Source organism: Luteibacter rhizovicinus (assembly GCF_004342265.1).
GTDB classification, from domain to species: Bacteria; Pseudomonadota; Gammaproteobacteria; order Xanthomonadales; family Rhodanobacteraceae; genus Luteibacter; species Luteibacter rhizovicinus_B.
On the sequence record NZ_SMCS01000001.1, the window covers coordinates 646,404 to 667,584 of the forward strand.

Here is a 21,181-nt window from a genome sequence, read left to right on the forward strand (position 1 = left end):
ATCCTTGCGGTTGTAGCAATAATGTTTTGGGCCGGGCGGCCTGTTTCCCGCCCGGCACCGAAGCGCACACTGACCTCCATCGATAGATTGCTGGAGGCGTTATGAAGATATTTCTCACGGGTGCGACGGGTTTCATCGGCGGTTCCATCGGCGTGGGCCTGGTCCGCGACGGACACGAGGTCATCGCACTGGTTCGCCGTCCCGAACAGGCCGACGCGCTCGCGGCGCTGGGCATGACGCCGGTTCTCGGCGAACTGAACGATACCGCCGTGCTGATCGCGCAGTCGCGCGCCGCCGACGCCGTCATCAACGCCGCCAGTAGCGACCATCGCGGCGCGGTGGAAGCTATCGTCGAAGGTCTTGCCGGTTCGGATAAGCCTTTCCTGCACACCAGCGGGTCGAGCATCGTCGGCGATGCTTCCGGTGGCGAAGCCTCCGACCGCATCTTCACCGAGGACGCCTTGCCGGCGCCCACGCCCGACAAAGCGGCCCGCGTTGCGATCGACGATTTCGTCCTCGCCGCGGCGAAGCGCGGCGTCCGTTCCGCGGTGCTGTGCAATACGCTGATTTACGGAAACGGCCGTGGTATCGCCCGCGACAGCGTGCAGTTGCCGCGTCTGCGTAAGCAAGCCGATAAGAGCGGCGTGATGCGCCATGTAGGGCCGGGCCGCAATATCTGGTCGACTACCCATATCGACGATGTCGTGGATTTCTACCGTCTGGCGCTTGCGAAAGCCCCGGCCGGAACGTTCTATTTCGTGGAGTCGGGCGAAGCGTCGTTCGGCGACATGAGTCAGGCGATGGCGAAAGCCATGGGCCTCGGCCCCGCGCAGGACTGGCCGCTGGACGATGCCATTGCCGAATGGGGCTATGAAATGGCTTCCTACGGACTGGGTTCCAATAGCCGTGTGCGTGGCACCCGGGGCCGGCAGCAGCTGGGCTGGACGCCGAAGGCCGCCTCCGTGTTCGACTGGATCGCCAGCGACATGCTGACGGGTTGAACTCGGGCATCGCGGGCCCGATGTGAACTCCATCGGGTGCCGTGCCGGCGCCCTCCCGATGGGATACCGCCATGACCGCTCGCATGAAGATCGATTTCGTTTCCGACGTTGCCTGCCCCTGGTGCGCCGTGGGCCTTGGCGCATTGCAGGAAGCCATGGCACGCGTCGGTAACGATGTCGACGTCGAACTGCATTTCCGTCCGTTCGAACTCAATCCGGACATGCCGGCCGAAGGGCAGGACGCGGTCGAGCATCTGGTCGGCAAGTACGGCAGCACGCCGGAGCAGATCGCGCAGAACGGCGAGGCCATCCGCCAGCGTGGCGAGTCGGTCGGCTTTCCTTTCGATTTCGCCCGCCGCAAACGCGTCTACAACACGTTCGATGCGCATCGGCTGCTGCACTGGGCCGATCTCGAAGGGCGTCAGCTCGAACTGAAGAAGGCGTTGTTTTCTTCGTACTTCACCCATGGCGAGGACTCCAGCGATCGCGAGACGCTGGTGCGGGTCGCGGCAAGCGTGGGCCTCGATGCCGATCGCGCGCGCGCCATTCTCGCGTCCGATGAATTTGCCGCCGAAGTGCGCGAGGAAGAGCGTTTCTACATGTCGCAGGGCATCCGTAGCGTGCCGGCCGTGATCATCAACGAGCGGCACCTGATTTCGGGTGGCCAGCCGGTTGAAGTGTTCGAGCAGGCGTTGCGGCAGTTGGCTAAGGAAGAGGTGTAAGAGCGCGGTCGTTTTCACGTCACGACCTTCCACCCCTCACCGTCGCTCCTGCGCAGGCAGGAGCCCGGTGCGGCGCATCGGGTTGTCGCGATCGCGCACGATCAGCTCTTCCGGGTGGTGGGACGTGTTGTGGCGGAGAGCGGCGACTTTTCTCGCAGATATTTTCGATATCAGGAAGCGCCCGACTACCCTCATCGTCATTCCGGCCCACGCCGGAATCCGCGGCGAGGCGCTCGGTTGTCGCGACGACAATGGTCGCTTTAAAAGCAGAAACCTCAGCGTTCGGGCTTGCCCGGCGTGGTCGCTGCGGACCCCGGCGTACGCCGGGGTGACGGTGAGGGGGGTGACGTCGTGAGGCAAGGGGGAGATCTTCGACTCTTGATCGTCTGGGTCAGGCCGCTTGAGTCGATGCGCTTACGACATGATCTTTCTCGCGCCAGATCGCCACGACAAACTCCGCCGCTTCGTCGACCAAGCGCCGCACTGACGATAGCGCCTGCGACATCGCGGTTGCATCGAAATCGTCATGGGCCGAAAGCGCGAGCAGGCTCAGAATCGATGTCGAGGCGGTAAGTCGCATCTGCGCGGCATCGTGCAATTCGTCTACGGAGAGGGCGAGATCGCCGCGGCAAACCGGGCAGGAAGAAATGAGGGAAGAGGACATACACGGCTCCATGTGACCGATGAGCCGCCACCCGCGTTGCGCAGGGTGGCGGACGTGTCGGGGTCGAAAACCGGTTACGAGTACCCACCCCGGCCAGACGCAAGGTCTGCCCGACACGCCCGCCATAAACGTGCGGGAGTGAACGCAGGAGCATTCGCCGCCTGCGTGGACTCATAAAGCGGGTTTCGACACCCGGCCATCGAAAGAGTCGATGGCCCGCCAAGCATCGCAACCCCTTACCCACGCATCCATCCGATTATTCCGAAAAATGCGTGGTAATTGTTTGAGAGCGCGATGAGACCACGCACTCCCTCACCGTCACCCCGGCGTACGCCGGGGTCCGCAGCGACCACGTTGGGTAAGGCGAAGAGCAGCAAAAGTCTCTGCTCTTCGCCACAACATGCCCCACCATCCGGAAAAGCCTGCCGCTGCCCTCGTCGCGACCGGTAGGAGCGCGCGTGAGTCTGGAAGGGCGAGGCAACGATTGCGCGACGTGGGCGCGACGAGGGCAGCGGCAGGCTCTGTGCCGTGCGTACCGATGTACCGACGCTTCGGCGAAGAACTGATCGAGCGTGATCGCGATAACCCACTGCACCGCACTGGGTCCCTGCCTGCGCAGGGACGAGGGTGAGGGGGAGCGAACGCATCGCATCTATCTTGCCCGCGTCCGCATTTGACCATTCCGGCCAACAGCCCTAAACCCACCCACGCAACCGGTACCCCCACATCCCCACGTACTCGCGCAGGCAACGCGCGGTAAGCGTCAGCGCCTTGCGCTTCGGCCACCACGGTGGACTATCGATCAGCGATCGGTCGACCGGCGGTGCCGGAATGACGACGATGCCCTCATGCGCGAACGATGCCAGCGCACGCGGCATGTGAATGCCGGCGGTCACGAGAAGGATGCTGTGCAGGTTTTCTTTTTTCAGCAGCGCAGCGGAGTTGACGGCGTTCTCGTGCGTATTGATGCTTTCGTCCTCGGTCAGCACGGCCGTGGATGGCACGCCCTGTTCTTCCAGACGATGCGCCATCTTCAATGCCTGGTCGCCGCCGGATAGCAGGATCGTTTCCGCCCGCGCATGCCGGAACAGTTCCAGCCCGAATCCCAGCCGCGTGGCCTGCGCGCGCGCTTCGTCCTCGCGCCAGTCCAACCCGCCACGCGGCAGCGTTCCTCCGCCGAGGATGACGATGGCGTCGGCGGTGGGATAGGCGGCGGCATCGCGCGACACATAGGCGTTCTGTAGCCCGTCCTGCATCCACAGCGCGAACGCCGGCGTGGAAGATACCCACAGCCACGCCACGGCGACACAGGCCGCTACCAGACCGGGTCGACGCCAGCGGAATGTGAAGAGGATCAGGGCGAGCAGCAAGAGCAGCGCGACCTGCAGGGCAGGATGGCTGAGCCAGCCGATGGCGCCCGGGAGATTCATGACATGACGCTCTCGACGGACTTTGTCCCGACATCATCTCAAGAACCCTGCCACGAGCCATCCAGCCCGATGGCATAGGCAGGTTGGCCTACCGAAGCCGCCTTTCTGGTCAGGCGATTTGCGCGGGGCAACGGGGTAGGGTGATGACAGGTTTCCGACAGGGGCGGATGTGTCATGAAAAGCGTCAATGGACTTCTCGTGCTGTGCCTGGTGTGGCTGGTGACCGCCTGTGCGACGAGCGGCTCGACATCCGCGCCGCCAAGAGCCAGCACCGATACGCCCGCCGTTAACACGTACCTGATAGGCGTGGACGATCAGTTGCAGATCACGGTGTGGCACAACCCGGACCTCAGCGTGAGCGTTCCGGTGCGACCGGACGGCAAGATCACGGTACCGCTGATCGGCGATGTGATCGCGGGCGGCAAGACGCCCGACGAGGTGTCCGTCGAGATCAAGGGCAAGCTCGAAGCTTTCGTGCGCGACCCGCAGGTCGCCGTGATTCTGACCGCGTTGCGCAGCCACGAATACCTTTCGCGGGTACGCGTCACCGGTGCGGTACGCACGCCGATTTCCATTCCTTACAGGCAGGGCATGACCGTGCTCGACGCCGTGCTTGCCGCTGGCGGCACGACCGAATTCGCGGCACCCGACCGGACGGAGCTTTATCGCAGGGGCGAAGCCGGTGCGACCACGTCGTACTCGGTCCGCCTCGAAAAAATTCTGCAGCAGGGTGACCTGGCGAACAACTACCCGGTACAACCCGGCGACGTGATTACCGTTCCGCAGCGCGCGTTCTGAAGCGCGCTTCCACGGAAACGAGAAGAGGAGAACTGAAGTGAGCGGTGAATTGACACCTTTTGGCGGCATGCTGCCGGCGCTGGTAAGCGAAGCGCGGCGCCGCCGTGTGACCATGGCGTTCGTCTTCGCCGCGATCGCTCTGGCCGCGCTGGCGATAGGCATGTTGTGGCCCAAGAAATACGAAGCCTCCACCAGCATTCTCGCGCAGGAGGCGAGCATCATCACGCCCCTGATGGAAGGCGCGGCATCCACGACGGCGAACAAGAATCGCGCGGGCATCGCACGCGATGTGATCTTCAGCCGAAAGGTCATGAGCGAGATCCTCGCGAGCGGCGGCTGGATGGCGACGAATCCGTCGCCGGTCGAGCAGGACAAGCTCATCGAAGGCATCAAGTCGCGCACCAACATACAGACCTCGCGCGACAACCTCATCACGATTACCTACTTCGACTCCGATCCGAGGCGCGCCTTCGCGGTGACGAAGCAGTTCGCCCAGCTGTTCATCACCGAAAGCCTGGCGTCCAAGCAGCGCGAAAGCCGCGATGCGTACGAGTTCATCAACAATCAGGTCGAGATGTACCGCAAGAAGCTGACCGACGCCGAAGACAAGCTCAAGGAATACCGCGACGCGAATGCCGATGCGCGGCCCGGCAGCGAGGCCGACACGCTGGCGCGTATCTCGCAGTTGCGCAACCAGATCGAAAACACGCGCATGAACCTGATGGAAAAGCGCTCGCAGGAAGGTGCCCTGGCGGGCCAGCTTTCCGGCGAGTCGGAAGTCAATGCGATACAGACAAACGAAGGCGTTTTTCAATCGCAGATGGCCGACCTGCAAAACCAGCTAGATCGGCTGTTGCTGACCTATACCGACGAATACCCGGACGTGATCCGCGTGCGCCACCAGATGGCGGACTTGCAGCAGCAATTGCAGCAGCAGAATGTCGCCCGGCAGAACGCAGCGGCATCCGGCACGCCCATCCCCATCGATAACGGGGTGCGCATGAATCCGCTGTATCAGCAGCTGAAGCTGCAGATGGCGGCGACCCGTGGCGACATCGCCGCGACCTCGGCCCGTGTCGGCGCCAGCGAGGCCATGCTGCAGGCGGAGCTGGAACGCAGCAAGCGCATCGCCAACTCCGAAAACGTGACCTCGGAACTGACCCGCGACTACAACGTCAATCGCGATGTCTATCAGGATCTGCTGAAGCGCCGCGAGAATGCGCGCGTGTCGATGAACCTCGACGCCGAGCAGCGCGGGCTGACCTTCCTGGTCCAGAATCCCGCGGTCATGCCGCTGGTTCCCTCGGGACTGCGCTTCATGCACTTCGGTCTGGCGGGCGTCGGCCTTTCGCTGGCCGTGCCGTTCGGACTGCTGTTCGCACTGGTACGTTTAGATCCGCGTGTACGCTCCATCTGGCAGCTGGAACGCAATACGGGTCTTTCCGTGCTGGCGGACATTCCGTTCTATCCGACGCCGCGCGACCGCCGCCGCGAACGCCTGCATAACATGCTGCTGGTGTTGATTATCGCGGGTGTCGCCGCCGTATATCTGATTCTGTTCTGGCTCCGGCTCAAGGGGTAACCATGTCCATTCACGAGAACAATGCATCCTCATCGGCACGGATCAGCGACGTGCTCGAGTCCGCGGCCGTCCGCGCCGGGGAGCGCACATCCACTGGTCACTCCATCGCCCGCATGAGCGAGACGGGAGGCGCGCTCGCGCCCTTCCAACTGGAACAGCGGCGGATGATTCACCGCGAAGAATCCGTTCGTCAGCAGTCCGACGCATTTCGCGGTATCCGTACGCGTCTTCTGGGGCTGGCGGGGCAGCACAACTTCGTCACGCTGGTGGTGTCGGTCAGCCCGCGCTCGGGCGGCAGCTTCGTGGCCAGGAATCTTGCTGCCGCGTTTGCTTTCGACGAAGCGAAGACCAGTCTTCTGATCGACTGCAATCTGCGTTATCCCGATCAGCACAAGTCGCTGGGCGTCGAGCCGGACAATGGCGGCCTCATCGATTTCCTCGAACATCCGTCGATCGGCATCGAACCGATTCTTTACCGTACGGGTATTCCTCGCCTGCGCCTGATTCCCGCCGGTAAATCGCGCGAGAACAGCGGAGAGTACTTCTCGTCGTTCCGTATGCGTACGGTGGTCGACTCGTTGCGCTGCCGGTATGCGGATCGCTATCTGTTTCTCGATGGTCCCTCGGTAAAGGGGTCGCCGGATGCGCGCATCCTTTCCGACCTGGCCGATTACGTGATCGTGGTAGCGGGATACGGACGCGACACGCCGGCGGCGATCAGCCAGGCAGTCGCGAACTTCGAGCCGGACAAACTTGCCGGTGTGGTGTTCAACCAGACCCCCTGAAGCGTGCCGTTCGCCGGTGCGCATGCAGGGGTATTAAAGCGGGGGGAGGGCATATGCCGGTTTCCAACAGGATCGCCCGGGCCGTCGCGCTCGCGCTGGCCGCGCTGCCCGGTGCGGTATGGGCGGGAAAGTTCGACTACAACCTGTATGCCGGTATCGAGCACAGCAACAACATCGCCTTGAGCACGAACAATCCCATCTCCGAGAACGTGTTCACGCCGGGGATGGATTTCACGTACACGGAAACCGGATCGAAGATCCAGGCGAATGTGCTCGGTACGCTTCAGTACAACGACTATCTGGGTGGGAAGTTCGACAACCAGACGCAGACCCAGGTCGCCGCGCAGGCCAACTGGACCGTGCTGCCGCAGCGTCTTGACCTTACGGTCGAGGACTATGCGGGCATACAGCCGGTCGATTCGCTGGCAAGCAATGCGCCGGGCAACCAGCAGCAGACCAATGTTCTCGCTGTCGGACCGACCCTGCATTTTCGTATGGGCGACTCGTTTCGAGGCCAGGCGGAATTGCGTTACATAAACAGCTACGCATCGAAGGTCGACGAGTTCAATTCGTCGCGCGGTGTCGCGGCGCTTCGCCTGTTCCGCGATCTGAATCCGACCGACCAGCTGTCGGTCAATGTCGAAACGCAGCGCGTGAACTTCACCAGCAACACCGCGACGAATTCGAACTACGACCGCAACGAGGCTTATGTGCGGTATACCAGCACACTGGCCCGATTCGACGCCGACGTACTCGTCGGCGGATCGCAGCTGAACTTCGATCATTCGCCCAGCGATTCCAGTCCGCTTGCGCGCGTGTCCATCGCCTGGCGGCCCACCACCCGCAGCACGTTTACGGTCAGTGGGGCCTACCAGTACGCGGACGCGGCGCAGGACATGATGCTCAATCCCAGTGCTTCCCTGGCCGATTCGACATTGACCAGCACTGGCCTCGGCGGCAGTGCCGGAGGCATCGGCACCGGCAACGCGGTTATCAACTCGCAGGTCTATCTGGAGCGTCGCGCGCAGGTCAGTTACAACTGGCGATCCGACCGCCTGACCTTCACGATCCAGCCCGCGTATCGCAAGCTGCATTATCTCAACGACCCGACCTTCGATCAGGTCGGCAAGGACGTCAGCCTCAGCGTCGGCTACCGGGTCAGTCCCACCATGACGCTTTCCCTGTTCGGCGTGGGTGAACGGCTGCAATACCAGACCCTGGCCCGGCGCGACAATACAATCCGGTTCGGTGCGGACCTCAGTCAGCAGTGGAACCGTCACTGGAGCTGGCACGCGTCGGTGAGCCGCGAACGGCGCAACAGCAATGCCACCGATCAGAGCTACCGCGAGACCCAGATATTCGTCGGCGTGGTGTATCGCCGATGAGCGCGCGACCCACTCCTGAGTTGCCCTTGTACTTCGGTGCGAACCGGGAACTGTTCGGGCTGTTCCATCCGGTGGAGGCACCGGCGTCGCATGCCGTTCTGTTGTGCGCGCCGTTGGGCCAGGACCATATCCGTTGCCACAGAATCTATCGCCAGCTGGCCAACGCGCTGGCCGCCGACGGTACGCCCGTGCTTCGGTTCGACTATTTCGGTACCGGCGATTCGGCGGGGGACAGCGAAGATATCGACTGGGACCGCTGCGTCGACGATACGGTGGAAGCCGCCAATGAACTGCGCGAACGCGCGGGAACCGATCGCATCGTGGCGTTCGGTGCGCGTCTTGGCGGCAGCATCTCGGTAGCCGCATCCGCGGAAGCGCGTTTCAGCAACATTGTCGCGTGGGATCCGGTACTCGACGGCAGCGTTTACGTCGCGCGGATGGATGCCTTGCAGAAATCGCTACGCACCGATTCGCGCCGCTTCATGTCGCCGCGCAGCGAAAGCGATGTGGCCGGGCAGTGGATCGGATTCGCGACAACGACACGATTGCGTTGCCAGCTGGACGAACTGCGACTTGAGGCGGCGGTAGCGCCCACCATGGTGCTGGATTCCCTGGCGGATGCATCGCCGCACTGCTGGGGTCGCCTGGTTGGCGACGAGAGCATGGTGCGCCGGCTCGAGCCCGCCACGCCCTGGGACGATCTCGACCGGCTGGAAGTGGCGATCCTGTCCCGTCCGCTGATCCAGACGGTCACCGGCCACGTGCGAGGGACACACTGATGCACGAGCGGGCATTCCGATTCGGCCGGGCAAGTCATCTCGTCGGCATTGCGGGCATACCCGCCGCGATAGCCAGCGAGACGGGCGTGGTGTTGCTCAATGCCGGTCTGGTCCATCGCATCGGTCCGTTTCGCCTGCATGTGGATCTGACCCGCCGCCTCAATGCGCTGGGTTATGCGACGCTGCGCTTCGACCTGTCGACCGTGGGCGACAGCAGTTCCAGCGGCCAGTCGCAGACAAAACAGGAACAGGTCTGCGCCGATGTGGACGACGCCATGCGTCTGCTGGCCGGGGAAGCCGGATGCACGCGCTTCGTACTGATGGGTCTTTGTTCGGGCGCGCAGAACGCGCACATCGTCGCGTGCACGGACCCCAAGGTGGCCGGTGCGATATTCCTCGACGGTTACGCCTATCGCACGATCGGTTACCGGTTTCGGTACTACGTTCCAAAAATTTTCGACATGGCACGCTGGCGTCGCATGCTGTCGCGCGGTTCGCAGACCGCCACGGATAAGCAGAAAGATCCCGACCCCGTCTTCGCGGTGGCGCCTTCGCCGCGCGACGTCGTACGTGCCGACTTCGTCGACATGGTTGCGCGCGGCATGAAGATCTTCCTTATCTACAGCGGCGGTATCAGCAACTACTTCAATCACCGCAGACAGTTTCGCGAATGCTTCGGTCCGGTGATGTCGGATGCGCGCGTCACGACCACCTTCGTCCGCGAAAGCGACCATACCTACATTCTCACTGGCGACCGCCACCGTCTCGTCGAACGTATCGAGCAATGGCTGTCCCGTAATTTCCCCGTTCCCGCCGTGGGTACATCCTCATGACTACCGTTCTCGTCACCGGTGGCGCCGGCTATATCGGCAGCCATGTCGTTCAGCAACTGGTCGCGCGTGGCGACAGGGTCGTGGTGGTGGACAATCTTTCGACAGGGTTCCGGGAGGCCGTGCGCGGCGCCGAACTGATTGTCGGCAACGTCGGCGATATGCCCTTGATGACCCGCGTGATCGCGGAGAACGATGTCGATGCCGTCATGCATTTCGCCGCGCATACCGTCGTCCCCGATTCGGTGGCCGATCCGTTGCGCTACTACGGTAACAACACCTGCAATACGCGCAATCTTCTCGCGGCATGCGCCGATGCGGGCGTCGACAAGTTCATCTTTTCATCCACGGCCGCCGTATATGGGCTGACCGACGAAGGGAGTGCCGACGAAGATACGCCGACCCGACCCATCAATCCCTACGGCACATCGAAGCTGATGTCCGAGACGATGCTTCGGGATCACTGTGCGACGGGTGCCATGCGCCACGTGATCCTGCGCTATTTCAATGTCGCCGGATGCGATCCGCTGGGCCGTATCGGGCATTCGACGCCGCAGGCGACGCTGCTGGTCAAGGTGGTCTGCGAACATGCGGTAGGCAAGCGCGCGAGCATTTCCATTTTCGGCACGGATTACGACACGCCCGATGGCACCGGCATCCGCGATTTCATCCATGTGGAAGATCTGGCCAATGCGCATCTGCGCTCGCTCGACCATCTCCGGAATAACGGTGCATCGCTGACGCTCAACTGTGGCTATGGGCACGGTTACAGCGTTCGCCAGGTCATCGAGGCGGTGCAGCGGCTCGGAGGCCGGCCGCTCAATGTGCTGGAACTGCCGCGCCGGCCCGGCGACCTGCCGATGCTTATCGCGCGCAGCGAGCGCCTGAAACAGGTCCTTGGCTGGCAGCCGCGTTATGACGACCTCGACATCATCGTAGGTACCGCGCTGGCCTGGGAACACCGGCTGCTTGATCTGGCCGAACCCATCGCTTCGGTGGCGTGATGCCTCGTTGCCTGACGCTGCTCCTGATCTATTTGTGCGCTTGCATGACGATGTCGGCGACAGCCGGTGTCGTCGTGCCCGATCAGCGTATCGTCGTGCACCGGAATGCCGGTGCCGAGGCGGAATTTCCGGTATCCGTCGGCATACCGTTCGCTCCCGGACAACTGCGCGATATCCATCTCCTGCGCATTGTCGATCCGCAGGGTAACGAGGTGGCTTCGGCCGTGGAGCCGACGCTGCGCTGGCACGATAAAGACAACAGCATTCGCGCCGTGCGCGTGCAGTTTCGCGTCCGCATGGATGGCCCGGAGCGTAGCTACTACTTCGCGATGGGTGCGCCACGCACGCTCGAGACGAAAGGCTGGCCGTACGCGCAAGGGCTGGTCGATGGCGGAAAAGACGGCAAGCTGCCCGCCGCGCTGGCTACACTGACCGCGAACTGGCTGTGCGCGTCGCTGATCGCGGGGCCACAGATACCGGCCCGTGCCGACGAGCCGTATGCGGCATACGTTTCCGCCCAGTTCGCGTGGGCGAGGAAACTTCCGCGAACCGATCCGACGGCATGGCTTTTCGATCGCCCGTCGACGCTGTTCAAAGCGTATGTTCGTACCGGGCGATACGACTATCTGCAAGCGGCCGAGGCCAGTTATCGCTACTACATGAGCGGTATCCGCCGGGATGGCCTGCCGCTGAGCCCGTCATGCGCGGGCGGCTGGACCTACGGCGACAAACCCTGCGACGTGAAGTACGTCTACGTCGAGCCGATCCTGCTGGCGGTCGCGCTGACCGGCGACGACAGCATGCACGACACGCAAACCGTGGACCACATGATGACGTTGTGGGAAAACGGCGGGTGGAATCCGCGCGCCGGTCCCTATCGCGCGCCATCGGACTATTTCACGGAACGCCTGGCCGGCCTCGGTCTGCTGGAAACCGTGGCCGCGTTCGAGCTGACGGGCGACCAGCGTTATCGCGAACGCATGAACGATCGCATCGGCTGGCTCTACGACCACCAACGCAAGAACCCGGACGGTCTCGGCGACGACGGCTCCTGGCGTAACAGCTGGGATGTTCACGAGAACGACACGTATCACGCCGCGACCGATCTGCGCGGCGCGTCGCCGTGGATGAGCGAGAACATCGTCGACGGCTTGTGGCATGCATGGCTCGCGACCGGCGATCCGCGCATTCCCGGCATGGTCACCGGCTATGGACGCTATCTGGAGCGCTACGGCTGGATCGCACCGGACTTGCTGGCCAGTCCGCACGACTGGCGCAACAGCTGCTCGGGTCCGCGCGGACAGATCGCATGGTACTGGTCGTCGTCGCATGCGAGTGCGAAGGCATTGACCGCTATCCAGGAGTCGGAAGGCTGGTACAGCGACGCCCATACGGTCGAGCTGGGCCTGCCCGTCGCCGCCGCGTACTATTTCGAGCGCGATCCGGTGCAGAGCGCCGCGCTGAAACGCCGTTTCGAAGCGCTGTCGACATCGTACGCGACCGCATGCGCCGCCGCCGGCGACACATTGCGCCGCTTCAACTGGAACAACCGCGGTGCGGGCGTGGCGCAATGGATGATGCGGCAGAAGCCCGGCAGCGGTGCGATCGAGGCATCGACGCTTTCGTCGCGATGGCATGGATCGTCGCCATGAACCGCCGTCTCGCCGTGTTGCGCAGCGTGACCATTGTCTCGGTATCGACGTATATCGAGTACGCGCTGGGCCTGCTCGTCAGCGTATGGATAGCCCGCGCGCTCGGGCCGGCCGATTTCGGACGCTATGCATTCACCGTCTGGCTTTGCAGCTGGCTTCTTGTGTGCGGCAATCATGCACTTACGACGTCGTCGACGAAGTTCATCGCCGAGGCCGAAGGGGCGGGGCAGCCCGACGTCGCATCGCATATCGCCCATCGCCTGGGGCGCATGCAGAACCTGAGTTCGCTGGTCGTCGTCAGCCTGTTCCTGCTCGTCACGGCCTGGTTGCGTCCCACCGAATGGCAGGCATTCCTGTTGCCCGTGACCGTTCTTGTCGTCGTGGCCGTCGTCGCCAAAGCCAATTACGCGATGCTTGTCGCTATCGAAAAAGGTCAGGAGCACTTCGAACCCGAGGCGATCGCGACGGTCGCCGCCGGCATTCTTGGTGTTGGACTGATCGTCGCCGCGACGCTTGCCCATGCGGGGCTGCTTGCCTTCGTCGGTCTGTTCGCCGTGGCTTGCCTGCTGCTGAACCTGATCAACCGGATTGCTTATCGGCGTTATTGCCGTCCGTACGCCGCCGGTCCGATCCCGGCGGAGATCGGCGCGCGACTCAGCAAGCATCTGCGCCTGACCGCGGTCCTCGTTCTGATGGGATCGTTCAAGGCCAGTACGATCGAAGTGTTCCTGCTCAATACGTTCGCCACGTCCACGGCGGTCGGTTTCTTCGCCATCGCGGCCACGCTTACCCGTGGTGCGGTACAACTTTTCTCCGTGGGTCTCACATCGACCTTGCTTCCGTACATGGCGCGGTCCTATGGCGAAAGGGGACAGGAACATGCCGCGCGTTTTCTTTCCGAAGCCACGCGGTTTTACTGGGCTACCGGCATCGCCATCGCGGGACTTGGCGTGATAACGACGCCGTATCTGGTGCGATTGATGTATGGAACACGCTATGTCGAGGCGATTCCCGCCATCGAAGCGACACTTGTGTTGTCGGGGCTGCTCCTGATCGTCAACGGCATTACGGCATTCCAGACGGTGGTGGACCGCCAGGCGGATCGTGTGCGCCTCTCCGTGATCGCACTTATCGCCAATGCGGTGCTGGGTATTGCACTCGTACCGGCATTCGGTCTGACTGGCGCGGTGCTGACGTATGCGGGCACACGGCTGACCGAACTAGGATTAGCCGTGTATTACCTGCGGCGCGCCACGACGGGCGGCCTGCCGGTGCGCCCGATGGCCAGACTGTTCGCGGTGGGGCTGGGCGCAACGGCCGTCGCGTGGGCGGTGACCGAGGCACTGCCGGGGCGTTATGCATTCGTCGCGGGTGTCGCGATCTTCGTGGGTATCTATATGCCCGCAAGCGTACTTATCCGCTATTGGAACGACGACGATTACCGGTTGATCGGTGCCATTGCCAATCGCCTGGGTGCTCCCGGACGCTGGTTGTTGCGCGGACTGGCGGTATTGCAGCCGGCCAGCGCGAGGGCACAGTCATGACGGCGTGCCGTGTACTGACCGATACGGAATCGCTGCGCTCGATGCGCGATCCGTTGGCGGCGCTGGCCGAATGGCCGGGCGCGGCATCCGGCATCGTGCAGCATCCGGACTGGTTCCTGTTCGAACTGGATACGCGCCGCGATGCTACAGCCTTCGTTGTCGTGGTGACCGACGACGAAGGCGCCGTCATCGGCTACGCACCATTTCTGGCCCAGCACCATCATGCGCGTGTCGCGTTCGGTCGCCGCCATGTATCGATCTACCGCGGGCATGCTTTGCGTCTGCTGGGTTCGGGCGTCGTAGCCCGGCAGCGCGATCGCGCCATGGTCGATGCGGTGGTCGCCCGCGCGCTGGGCGACGAACGCAGGATACGTGTCGTGCGTATTCAGGAGGCGAGCCTTCCCAATACGCTCGCTCTTGCGCTGGTGCGGAGCGGGCGGGGTTTCGACACGGTGGCGACGAATTTGCTGGATCAGGTGCAATGGTCGATCGCGCCGCAGTCGTCGCCCGCCGGATGGCTGGCAACGATGGACGCGAAACGTCGTGGAGACCTCACGCGCCGGCTGCGTGGCATGTACAAAAAGCTCGGCGACGGCACGCATATGCAAACCGTCGATACGGCTGACGAAGTCGACGGGTACGCACGCTTGTTGAACGATGTGTACGCAAAGAGCTGGCATGCCAGGGAAGCCCCGATCGACTGGAACGACGTCGCGCGTCGCCAGCTGTTCGCACGGTTGGCAACGCAGGGACAGTTCGTGGGGCATTTGCTGATGAAGGACGGCTGTGCGATCGCCTATGTCCATGGCTATCGCATGGGCGGCCGCTATGTACTGGACGATACGGGTTACGATGAGGCGTTCGCATCGATCGGCGTCGGCTCGTCGCTGGTATTCCAGGCCATCTGCGATCTGATGCAGCGCTACCCGGGAGAAACCGTCGACTTCGGCTACGGCGACAACCAGTACAAACGCGTGCTCGCGACGGACAGTGCGGCATGCGGATCGCTGTATATCGTGCGTGGCATCCGGGCGACGACCTGCTTCCGGATCGTCACGCCGCTGCGCTGGCTCTATCGTCGCATGCGTCGCATTCGGAGAAAGCCTGCGCCTGGCTGGGCGGTGGCGTTTCGCCTTCGGGACATAGCTTCAGCTTGCCTGCGCGCCGTCCGCGCAAGACGGGCATGAACTCGAATTCCACCCGCACGCCTCTGCCCAGTCGGAAGCGGCCACGTCCGAAGATGCGTTCGAACGCGTGGATTTCCTTTTCTTCGACGATGACTTCGGGTTCTCCGTCGTCGGGCCGAATGAACCCATAACCCTTGCGCCTGTTGTAGTAACCCACAATTCCTACGGTCATGGTGATCTCCGCCTGTCGGTACGCCGTTTCTGTTTACGGGTTGCCGAAAACGTGTCCACCCCCTGTGGGCGAATGATTTGCATTTCACGGCGCTGCCGCAATAGAACGTTCGTTGTAGGTGCGTAACGAAAAATTTACACTCATTCGATTTCCACGATGAGGTGGCGAAATAAAAGAAGCATCTAAGATTTCATCGATGTTCTGAGTAGGCGACCGCGGCTGGAATAGGCGGTCGACTCCTACACAGAGATTCAGTTCATGACTACGCACTACAGCGTTCAGGGCCGGATGCCCAAAAAGGGCAGGGTTGCCCGGGGTACGGTTCTTTCGTTGCAGGCGGTATTTGCATGGACGGGCGCCGACCTTGCCCGAGCACAGGCGATTCCGGTCGAAGGCCACGAGGAAGTCGTTGCCGAGAACAGCGACTATCACTCTTACTATGTGACCGCCAACGGCTTGCTTACCGTGCAGCCGGGCGCCGTGCTCTATTCGACCCTGCTCGACGGCTCCACTCTCGATATGACCGGAGCGGCGCTCTACGGTTCGGTTGAGCCGAATAATACGGCGGCCGCGATATCCCTCGAAAATAGTAGCGTGGGTACGATACGCGGCAGCGCGATTCATGCGCCGACGGGCACGGGTATCAACGTCCGCGACAGCGAGTTGCGCATTGAGGGTTCGACGGTCGATGCACTGGACGGCGCGCTTCTCCTTTCGCCAGGCCAGCCTCATGGGGACAGCACATCGCGGGTGGAGGTGCTGGATAGTGCGCTGTCGGGCTCGCAAGGCGCGCTTGTAAACCTTGGCAGCGAACTGTCCCTGGCGCGCACGAGTGTCCTGGGACGCGATAACGGCACGGAGTTCTCGGGCGTGGGCATCAGCCTGCTCGGCGGCACCGCCACCATTACCGATCGCAGCACGGTGACGGGCGACACGAACGGCGTACGGGTGTATGCCGATCTTTACGCTGGCCCCGAATATGTCGCCGATCTGACGGTCGATAACTCGACGGTCGAAGGTATAGCGGGAAGCGCGATCCTCGTTAACAAGGCGGTGTTCGATCCGGATGTTCCGCTCATTACCGCCAACATTCTTGTTGCCAACGGCTCCACGCTCAAGGCTGGCAATGGCCGCCTTCTCGAAGTGGTGGAAGGCAATACGGCCAATCTTACCGTCGATGCGAGCACGCTCGCCGGCGACATCATGGCGGATGCCGACAGCATCGCCAACGTCACCCTGCGGAACAACGCCAGTCTGACCGGTCGCCTGACCGGCGTGAACGATGTCGCTGTCGACACGGGTGCGCAGCTGACCCTGCTCGAATCGACACGGGTGAATAACTTCGGTCTCAGCGGCGGCACGGTGAATTTCACGCCCGGCATGGATCGTTCGCTTCATGTGGCTGGCGACTTCACGGGCAGCGGTGGCGTCGTCGGTCTGCAGACCGAACTCAATGCGGGAGGCGCACTCGGTAACCAGCATACCGATCGCCTGCTGATCGAAGGTAACGTAACGTCCACGGGCACCACGTTGATCGACGTGACGCCAGTCGGTTCGGGGGCGCTCACCGATGCGAACCAGAACGGCACGATCGAAGCGAACGAAGGTATTTCGCTGGTGCAGGTGGGCGGTACATCGCGCGCCGATGCGTTTGCACTGAAGGGCGGTTATGTGGCGGTCGGTCCGTGGCAGTACGACCTGAAGGCGTTCGGTCCAGGGGAAACCGATCCGTCGCAGAACCTGCTGGAAGGTGGTGCTCTGAACTGGGATTACCGCCTTGGCAATAAATACGTCTGCGAAAACGACTGCGACCCGGTAGGCCCCGTCGATCCGGTAGATCCGGTAGATCCGGTAGATCCGCCGGGTCCCGAGGAGCGTCCCGCGGTCGTGCCGCAGGTGCCTTCGTACATCGTCGCCTCCACGGCGCTGATGAACTACGGCAACCTCATGGTCGACACGTTGCACCAGCGTCTGGGCGATATTCGCGAAAAAAGTCCGGCCGACGGCCTGGGCGGCGAAGTGTTCGCTCGCTATGTGGGCGCGCAGCAGAAATATTCGTCGAACGTGGCCTTCAAGGACTACGGTTATAACTTCGATCAGCAGAGCAATGCGCTGCAGATTGGCGGAAGCATTATTTCGTACAACACCGATCGCGGCACGTTGCGCGCCGGTTGGGCGGTCGATCACGGTACGACGCGCGTCACACCGAATGCCGCCGACGGCGCGAGCCGTTCGAAATATACAAGCAATGGGGTCGGCGCATGGCTGACCTGGCAGGCGGACAACGGGTTCTACGTCGATGCCGTCGTGGCTGGGTCGCGCTATCGCGGCGATGTCAGTACAGACCTGCGCGGCAGCGATGTGGCGACTTTGCGCGCCAAGGGCTGGACGGCGTCGATCGAAACGGGCTATCCGTTCGCACTGAACGAAAACTGGACCCTCGAACCGCAGCTGCAGGTCAAGCGGCAGACGATGACCTTCGACGACATCCGCGATGTGGATGGACTGGATACGCGCGTGGAACGAACGTCGCGCACCGTGGCGAGAGCGGGCGCACTGCTCAAGCGTAACGGCAATCCTCGGTTTTCGCCGTATATGCGTCTTGACCTAAATGCGTTCTTTGGCGGTACCGGTCGTATCGACGTGGCGAGCGAGGGATGGAAGTCCTCCGATACCTTCAAGTCGGGCAAGGGCGGTACGGGCTACCGCGTCGGCGCGGGTGTCACCAGTCAGCTGACACGTCGACTTTCGGTTTACGGAGAAGGCAATTACGAACATCAGTTCGGCCGCTTCGGCGTGCGTGGGTGGTCGGCCAATCTTGGTATTCGCATGACCTTCTGAGACGCGCCTACAACCGATGGTCGATGTGAATCGTTTTTTTGTTGGCCGATGCTGAAGCCGGCGGGCTGGCCGCCGGCAAGGGCGGAGGTCGGTATGGGTACGCGTAGCATCACATCCGCGGACGAGGGGGTGGACAAAACGGGGCCTTTCCGGCGGGCGCTACTGTATTCGCCCATGGTTCTTGCATACGCGGCGATACAGCCGTTGCATGCCCAGACCGCGCCGGTCGTCGTCGACAATAGTACTGAAACCGTAACGAGTGCCGTGCCGCCGGAGTCTTATGACGTTATCAATGGCGGCGTTCTCAATGTGTTGACTGGAGGGAAGACCCACCAGGTTACGATCGATGCATCGACACTTACCATGGCGGGCGCCACGGTCTTTGGAAACGACCTGGCGCATGCAGGGTTTCCCGTTATCCGGTTGCTTGATAGCACCGGGAGCATCGCCGACAGCACGATCTCCGCTCCCCTGAGCGGGGGCATCGATGCGCGCGACAGCGTACTGAGTCTGGCTCATACGACGATGGATGCACAGGGCGTCGCGTTGTACCTGTCGGCGAGCGGGGCGCACGCCGTGGGCAGTACGTCGCAGGTTACCGTTACCGATAGCGTTCTGGCGGGCAACGGCGGTGCCTTTGTCGTGGCGGGCGCCGACCTTTCGCTTGCACGCACGACGCTTTTGGGTCGCGACGACGGTAGCGATCTTTCGGGTGCGGGTCTGACCCTGCTTGGGGGAACGACGAGGGCGACCGATGGCAGCACGATCACCGGCGACCGGAATGGCGTGCGCATTTTTGCGGACACGTTCGAGGGTATCGACTATTCGGCGACGCTCCTGATCGATCGTTCGAGCGTAACAGGCAGTGCCGGTTCCGCGATCCTCGTCAACAAGATTTTCGAGGATCCGGATATTCCGGTCATTACAGCCAATATCACGGTGGCCAATGGCTCGTCGCTGAGTGGCGGCAATGGTCGTCTGCTTGAGGTTGCCGACGGCAGCACGGCGTATCTGACCGTGGATAACAGCGTATTGACGGGCGACGTGTTCGCCGATGCCGCCAGCGTCGCCGATCTGACCATGCGCAACCAGGCACAATTGACTGGCCATCTGGACGGTGTGCGCAACGTGGCCTTGAGCGGCGGTTCGACGCTGACGCTGGCCGGTTCGACACGGGTGCTGGGCTCGTTCGACCTCAACGACACCAGCCTCGTTCATTTCGGGCCCGGTATCGATCGCACGCTGCGGGTCGCTCACGATTTTTCGGGCAATGGCGGCACGCTCGGTCTGGAAACCGAACTCAACGCTGGCGGTGCGCTGAGCGATCAGCATACCGATCGTCTGTTGATCGAGGGAAACGTGACCAGTAGAGGCACGACCCTGATCGACGTCAGACCGACGGGAGTCGGCGCGCTTACCGATCTGAACCAGACGGGCCAGATCGAAGCGAACGAGGGCATATCGCTCGTCCAGGTAGGAGGAGCGTCTCGAGCGGATGCATTCGCGATCAAGGGAACCTATGTGGCCGTCGGTCCCTGGCGCTACGAACTGGCGGCGTTCGGTCCGGGCCAGACGCATCCGGCGCAAAATCTTCTGGAGGGCGGCACGCTCAACTGGGACTATCGGCTGGCCAATAAGTATGTTTGTCAGACCAATTGCGTCGGCCCCGTCGAGCCGCCGGGACCCGACCCGGTGCCGTGCGAGGTGACGGGTACGTGCGAGCCGCCTGTTCGTCCCGATCCGCCGCCGATCTTCCGTCCGGAGGTCGTGCCTCAGGTGCCTTCCTATATTGTCGCGCCGACCGCGTTGCTATCGTACGGGAATCTGATGGTCGACACCCTGCACCGGCGCCTCGGCGATATCCGCGGGACGCCGACGCCGGACGGCACCAGCGGCGAAGTGTTCGCGCGTTACATCGGCAGCCAGCAAAGCTATACGACGAACGTCGGCTTCACCAGTTTCGGTTACGACTTCGATCAGCAGATCAACGCGCTGCAACTCGGCGGTAGTGTTATCTCGACGGTTTCCGACGCCGGTACGTTTCGTGCCGGCTGGGCACTGGATCACGGCACCACGCGTATTACGCCGCACGCGGTCGACGGCGACAGCCATGCGCGTTATACCAGTAATGGCATCGGTGCATGGATGACGTGGCAGGCGGACAACGGGTTCTTCGTCGATGCCGTTCTGGCCGGTTCGCGGTATCGCGGCGATGTGGGTACCGATGCTCGCGGACGCGATGTCGCCACCGTTCGGGCGAAGGGCTGGATAGCGTCGGTGGAAACCGGCTACGCCATCGGGCTCGGCTGGAACTGGACCATCGAACCGCAGGTGCAACTGAAGCGGCAGACCTTGTCCTTCGACGATATCCACGATGTGGACGGCTTGCTTGCGAATCTTGGAACAGCCAGTCAGACCGTCGGGCGTGTTGGCGCGTTGCTCAGCTACGGCGGAACATCGCGCTTCGTTCCCTATGCGCGTTTCGATCTGAACAAGACCTGGGGCGGGCAGACGGACGTCAATGTTTCCAGTACCGAATGGAAAGCCCAGCAAGGGTTTTTCTCGGGAAAAGTGGGTACCGGTTACCGCGTCGGTGCCGGCATCACCAGCCAGCTGACGCGTCGTCTGTCGGTATACGGGGAAGGCAATTACGAACACCAGTTCGCCAGCTTCGGCGTGCGTGCCTGGTCGTTGACTGCCGGACTCCGGTTCAACTTCTGACCACGTTATGCGGCCGGCACGCTCCGCTCGAGCGTGCCGGCCGTTCCGTATCGGACATCCCTGTCCATTCGATGTGTCCTTTTG

Annotated in this window: 16 protein-coding genes and 1 pseudogene; 14 read left to right on the forward strand and 3 right to left on the reverse strand. The window is 62.6% G+C overall.

Annotated features, from left to right (window positions below):
* The first annotated feature begins 101 nt into the window (after positions 1–101).
* Entirely contained in the window at positions 102–1,001 is a 900-nt protein-coding gene (locus EC912_RS03025) for an NAD-dependent epimerase/dehydratase family protein (protein WP_132141639.1), read from the forward strand.
* 71 nt (positions 1,002–1,072) lie between these two features.
* Positions 1,073–1,723: a DsbA family oxidoreductase gene (locus tag EC912_RS03030; protein ID WP_132141640.1), complete on the forward strand. Its 651-nt coding sequence runs from the start codon at positions 1,073–1,075 to the stop codon at positions 1,721–1,723.
* A gap of 391 nt (positions 1,724–2,114) precedes the next feature.
* Here the strand turns inward: EC912_RS03030 and EC912_RS03035 are convergent, their stop codons facing one another.
* Positions 2,115–2,387: a hypothetical protein gene (locus tag EC912_RS03035; protein ID WP_132141641.1), complete on the reverse strand. Its 273-nt coding sequence runs from the start codon at positions 2,385–2,387 to the stop codon at positions 2,115–2,117.
* 695 nt (positions 2,388–3,082) lie between these two features.
* Positions 3,083–3,817, reverse strand: coding sequence for a YdcF family protein (locus EC912_RS03040; protein ID WP_132141642.1), 735 nt, complete (start codon positions 3,815–3,817; stop codon positions 3,083–3,085).
* 174 nt (positions 3,818–3,991) lie between these two features.
* Here EC912_RS03040 and EC912_RS03045 point away from each other — a divergent pair, with 174 nt between their 5' ends.
* From EC912_RS03045 to EC912_RS19495, 10 genes are read left to right on the forward strand one after another with little or no spacing between them, the layout of a single operon-like run.
* A complete protein-coding gene (locus EC912_RS03045) occupies positions 3,992–4,615 on the forward strand; it encodes an XrtA/PEP-CTERM system exopolysaccharide export protein (protein WP_132141643.1) in 624 nt (207 codons plus the stop codon).
* A 37-nt stretch (positions 4,616–4,652) separates the two neighbouring features.
* The gene (locus tag EC912_RS03050; protein WP_243649113.1) at positions 4,653–6,197 is read left to right on the forward strand and encodes an XrtA system polysaccharide chain length determinant; all 1,545 of its coding nucleotides are present in this window, start codon (positions 4,653–4,655) and stop codon (positions 6,195–6,197) included.
* A 2-nt stretch (positions 6,198–6,199) separates the two neighbouring features.
* Positions 6,200–6,982 (forward strand): polysaccharide biosynthesis protein, encoded by a 783-nt coding sequence (locus EC912_RS03055; RefSeq protein WP_132141644.1) that lies wholly within the window; start codon positions 6,200–6,202, stop codon positions 6,980–6,982.
* A gap of 53 nt (positions 6,983–7,035) precedes the next feature.
* Positions 7,036–8,367: an outer membrane beta-barrel protein gene (locus tag EC912_RS03060; RefSeq protein ID WP_132141645.1), complete on the forward strand. Its 1,332-nt coding sequence runs from the start codon at positions 7,036–7,038 to the stop codon at positions 8,365–8,367.
* On the forward strand, positions 8,364–9,146 hold the full coding sequence (locus EC912_RS03065) for an alpha/beta fold hydrolase (RefSeq protein ID WP_132141646.1): 783 nt from the start codon (positions 8,364–8,366) through the stop codon (positions 9,144–9,146). The genes EC912_RS03060 and EC912_RS03065 overlap by 4 nt, the downstream gene beginning before the upstream one ends.
* Complete coding sequence (locus EC912_RS03070; RefSeq protein WP_132141647.1) at positions 9,146–9,979, forward strand: alpha/beta fold hydrolase; 834 nt, start codon at positions 9,146–9,148, stop codon at positions 9,977–9,979. The genes EC912_RS03065 and EC912_RS03070 overlap by 1 nt, the downstream gene beginning before the upstream one ends.
* Positions 9,976–10,980 (forward strand): UDP-glucose 4-epimerase GalE, encoded by a 1,005-nt coding sequence (gene galE / locus EC912_RS03075; RefSeq protein WP_132141648.1) that lies wholly within the window; start codon positions 9,976–9,978, stop codon positions 10,978–10,980. The genes EC912_RS03070 and galE overlap by 4 nt, the downstream gene beginning before the upstream one ends.
* Positions 10,980–12,632 carry a hypothetical protein gene (locus EC912_RS19320; RefSeq protein WP_165973480.1) on the forward strand — a complete coding sequence of 551 codons (1,653 nt, stop codon included), beginning with the start codon at positions 10,980–10,982 and terminating at the stop codon, positions 12,630–12,632. The genes galE and EC912_RS19320 overlap by 1 nt, the downstream gene beginning before the upstream one ends.
* A complete protein-coding gene (locus EC912_RS03080) occupies positions 12,629–14,176 on the forward strand; it encodes an oligosaccharide flippase family protein (protein WP_165973481.1) in 1,548 nt (515 codons plus the stop codon). Before EC912_RS19320 ends, EC912_RS03080 begins: the two co-directional genes overlap by 4 nt.
* A complete protein-coding gene (locus EC912_RS19495; protein ID WP_132141650.1) occupies positions 14,173–15,363 on the forward strand; it encodes a GNAT family N-acetyltransferase in 1,191 nt (396 codons plus the stop codon). Before EC912_RS03080 ends, EC912_RS19495 begins: the two co-directional genes overlap by 4 nt.
* Positions 15,364–15,385: 22 nt before the next feature.
* On the opposite strand, the pseudogene EC912_RS19830 reads toward EC912_RS19495, so the two are convergent.
* Positions 15,386–15,535 (reverse strand): annotated as a pseudogene (locus tag EC912_RS19830) (hypothetical protein); the annotation flags it as partial.
* 258 nt (positions 15,536–15,793) lie between these two features.
* Between EC912_RS19830 and EC912_RS03095 the strand changes: the two are divergent.
* Positions 15,794–18,376: an autotransporter outer membrane beta-barrel domain-containing protein gene (locus EC912_RS03095; RefSeq protein WP_132141651.1), complete on the forward strand. Its 2,583-nt coding sequence runs from the start codon at positions 15,794–15,796 to the stop codon at positions 18,374–18,376.
* 174 nt (positions 18,377–18,550) lie between these two features.
* Positions 18,551–21,097 (forward strand): autotransporter outer membrane beta-barrel domain-containing protein, encoded by a 2,547-nt coding sequence (locus tag EC912_RS03100; RefSeq protein ID WP_165973482.1) that lies wholly within the window; start codon positions 18,551–18,553, stop codon positions 21,095–21,097.
* Positions 21,098–21,181: the final 84 nt, after the last annotated feature.

Coding starts and splice junctions, on each gene's coding strand:
- EC912_RS03025 (WP_132141639.1), top strand. CDS start 102: ATGAAGATATTTCTCACGGGTGCGACGGGTTTCATCGGCGGTTCCATC.
- EC912_RS03035 (WP_132141641.1), bottom strand. CDS start 2,387: ATGTCCTCTTCCCTCATTTCTTCCTGCCCGGTTTGCCGCGGCGATCTC.
- EC912_RS03095 (WP_132141651.1), top strand. CDS start 15,794: ATGACTACGCACTACAGCGTTCAGGGCCGGATGCCCAAAAAGGGCAGG.
- EC912_RS03055 (WP_132141644.1), top strand. CDS start 6,200: ATGTCCATTCACGAGAACAATGCATCCTCATCGGCACGGATCAGCGAC.
- EC912_RS03070 (WP_132141647.1), top strand. CDS start 9,146: ATGCACGAGCGGGCATTCCGATTCGGCCGGGCAAGTCATCTCGTCGGC.
- EC912_RS19495 (WP_132141650.1), top strand. CDS start 14,173: ATGACGGCGTGCCGTGTACTGACCGATACGGAATCGCTGCGCTCGATG.
- EC912_RS03080 (WP_165973481.1), top strand. CDS start 12,629: ATGAACCGCCGTCTCGCCGTGTTGCGCAGCGTGACCATTGTCTCGGTA.
- EC912_RS03060 (WP_132141645.1), top strand. CDS start 7,036: ATGCCGGTTTCCAACAGGATCGCCCGGGCCGTCGCGCTCGCGCTGGCC.
- EC912_RS03100 (WP_165973482.1), top strand. CDS start 18,551: ATGGTTCTTGCATACGCGGCGATACAGCCGTTGCATGCCCAGACCGCG.
- galE (WP_132141648.1), top strand. CDS start 9,976: ATGACTACCGTTCTCGTCACCGGTGGCGCCGGCTATATCGGCAGCCAT.
- EC912_RS19320 (WP_165973480.1), top strand. CDS start 10,980: ATGCCTCGTTGCCTGACGCTGCTCCTGATCTATTTGTGCGCTTGCATG.
- EC912_RS03030 (WP_132141640.1), top strand. CDS start 1,073: ATGACCGCTCGCATGAAGATCGATTTCGTTTCCGACGTTGCCTGCCCC.
- EC912_RS03040 (WP_132141642.1), bottom strand. CDS start 3,817: ATGAATCTCCCGGGCGCCATCGGCTGGCTCAGCCATCCTGCCCTGCAG.
- EC912_RS03045 (WP_132141643.1), top strand. CDS start 3,992: ATGAAAAGCGTCAATGGACTTCTCGTGCTGTGCCTGGTGTGGCTGGTG.
- EC912_RS03065 (WP_132141646.1), top strand. CDS start 8,364: ATGAGCGCGCGACCCACTCCTGAGTTGCCCTTGTACTTCGGTGCGAAC.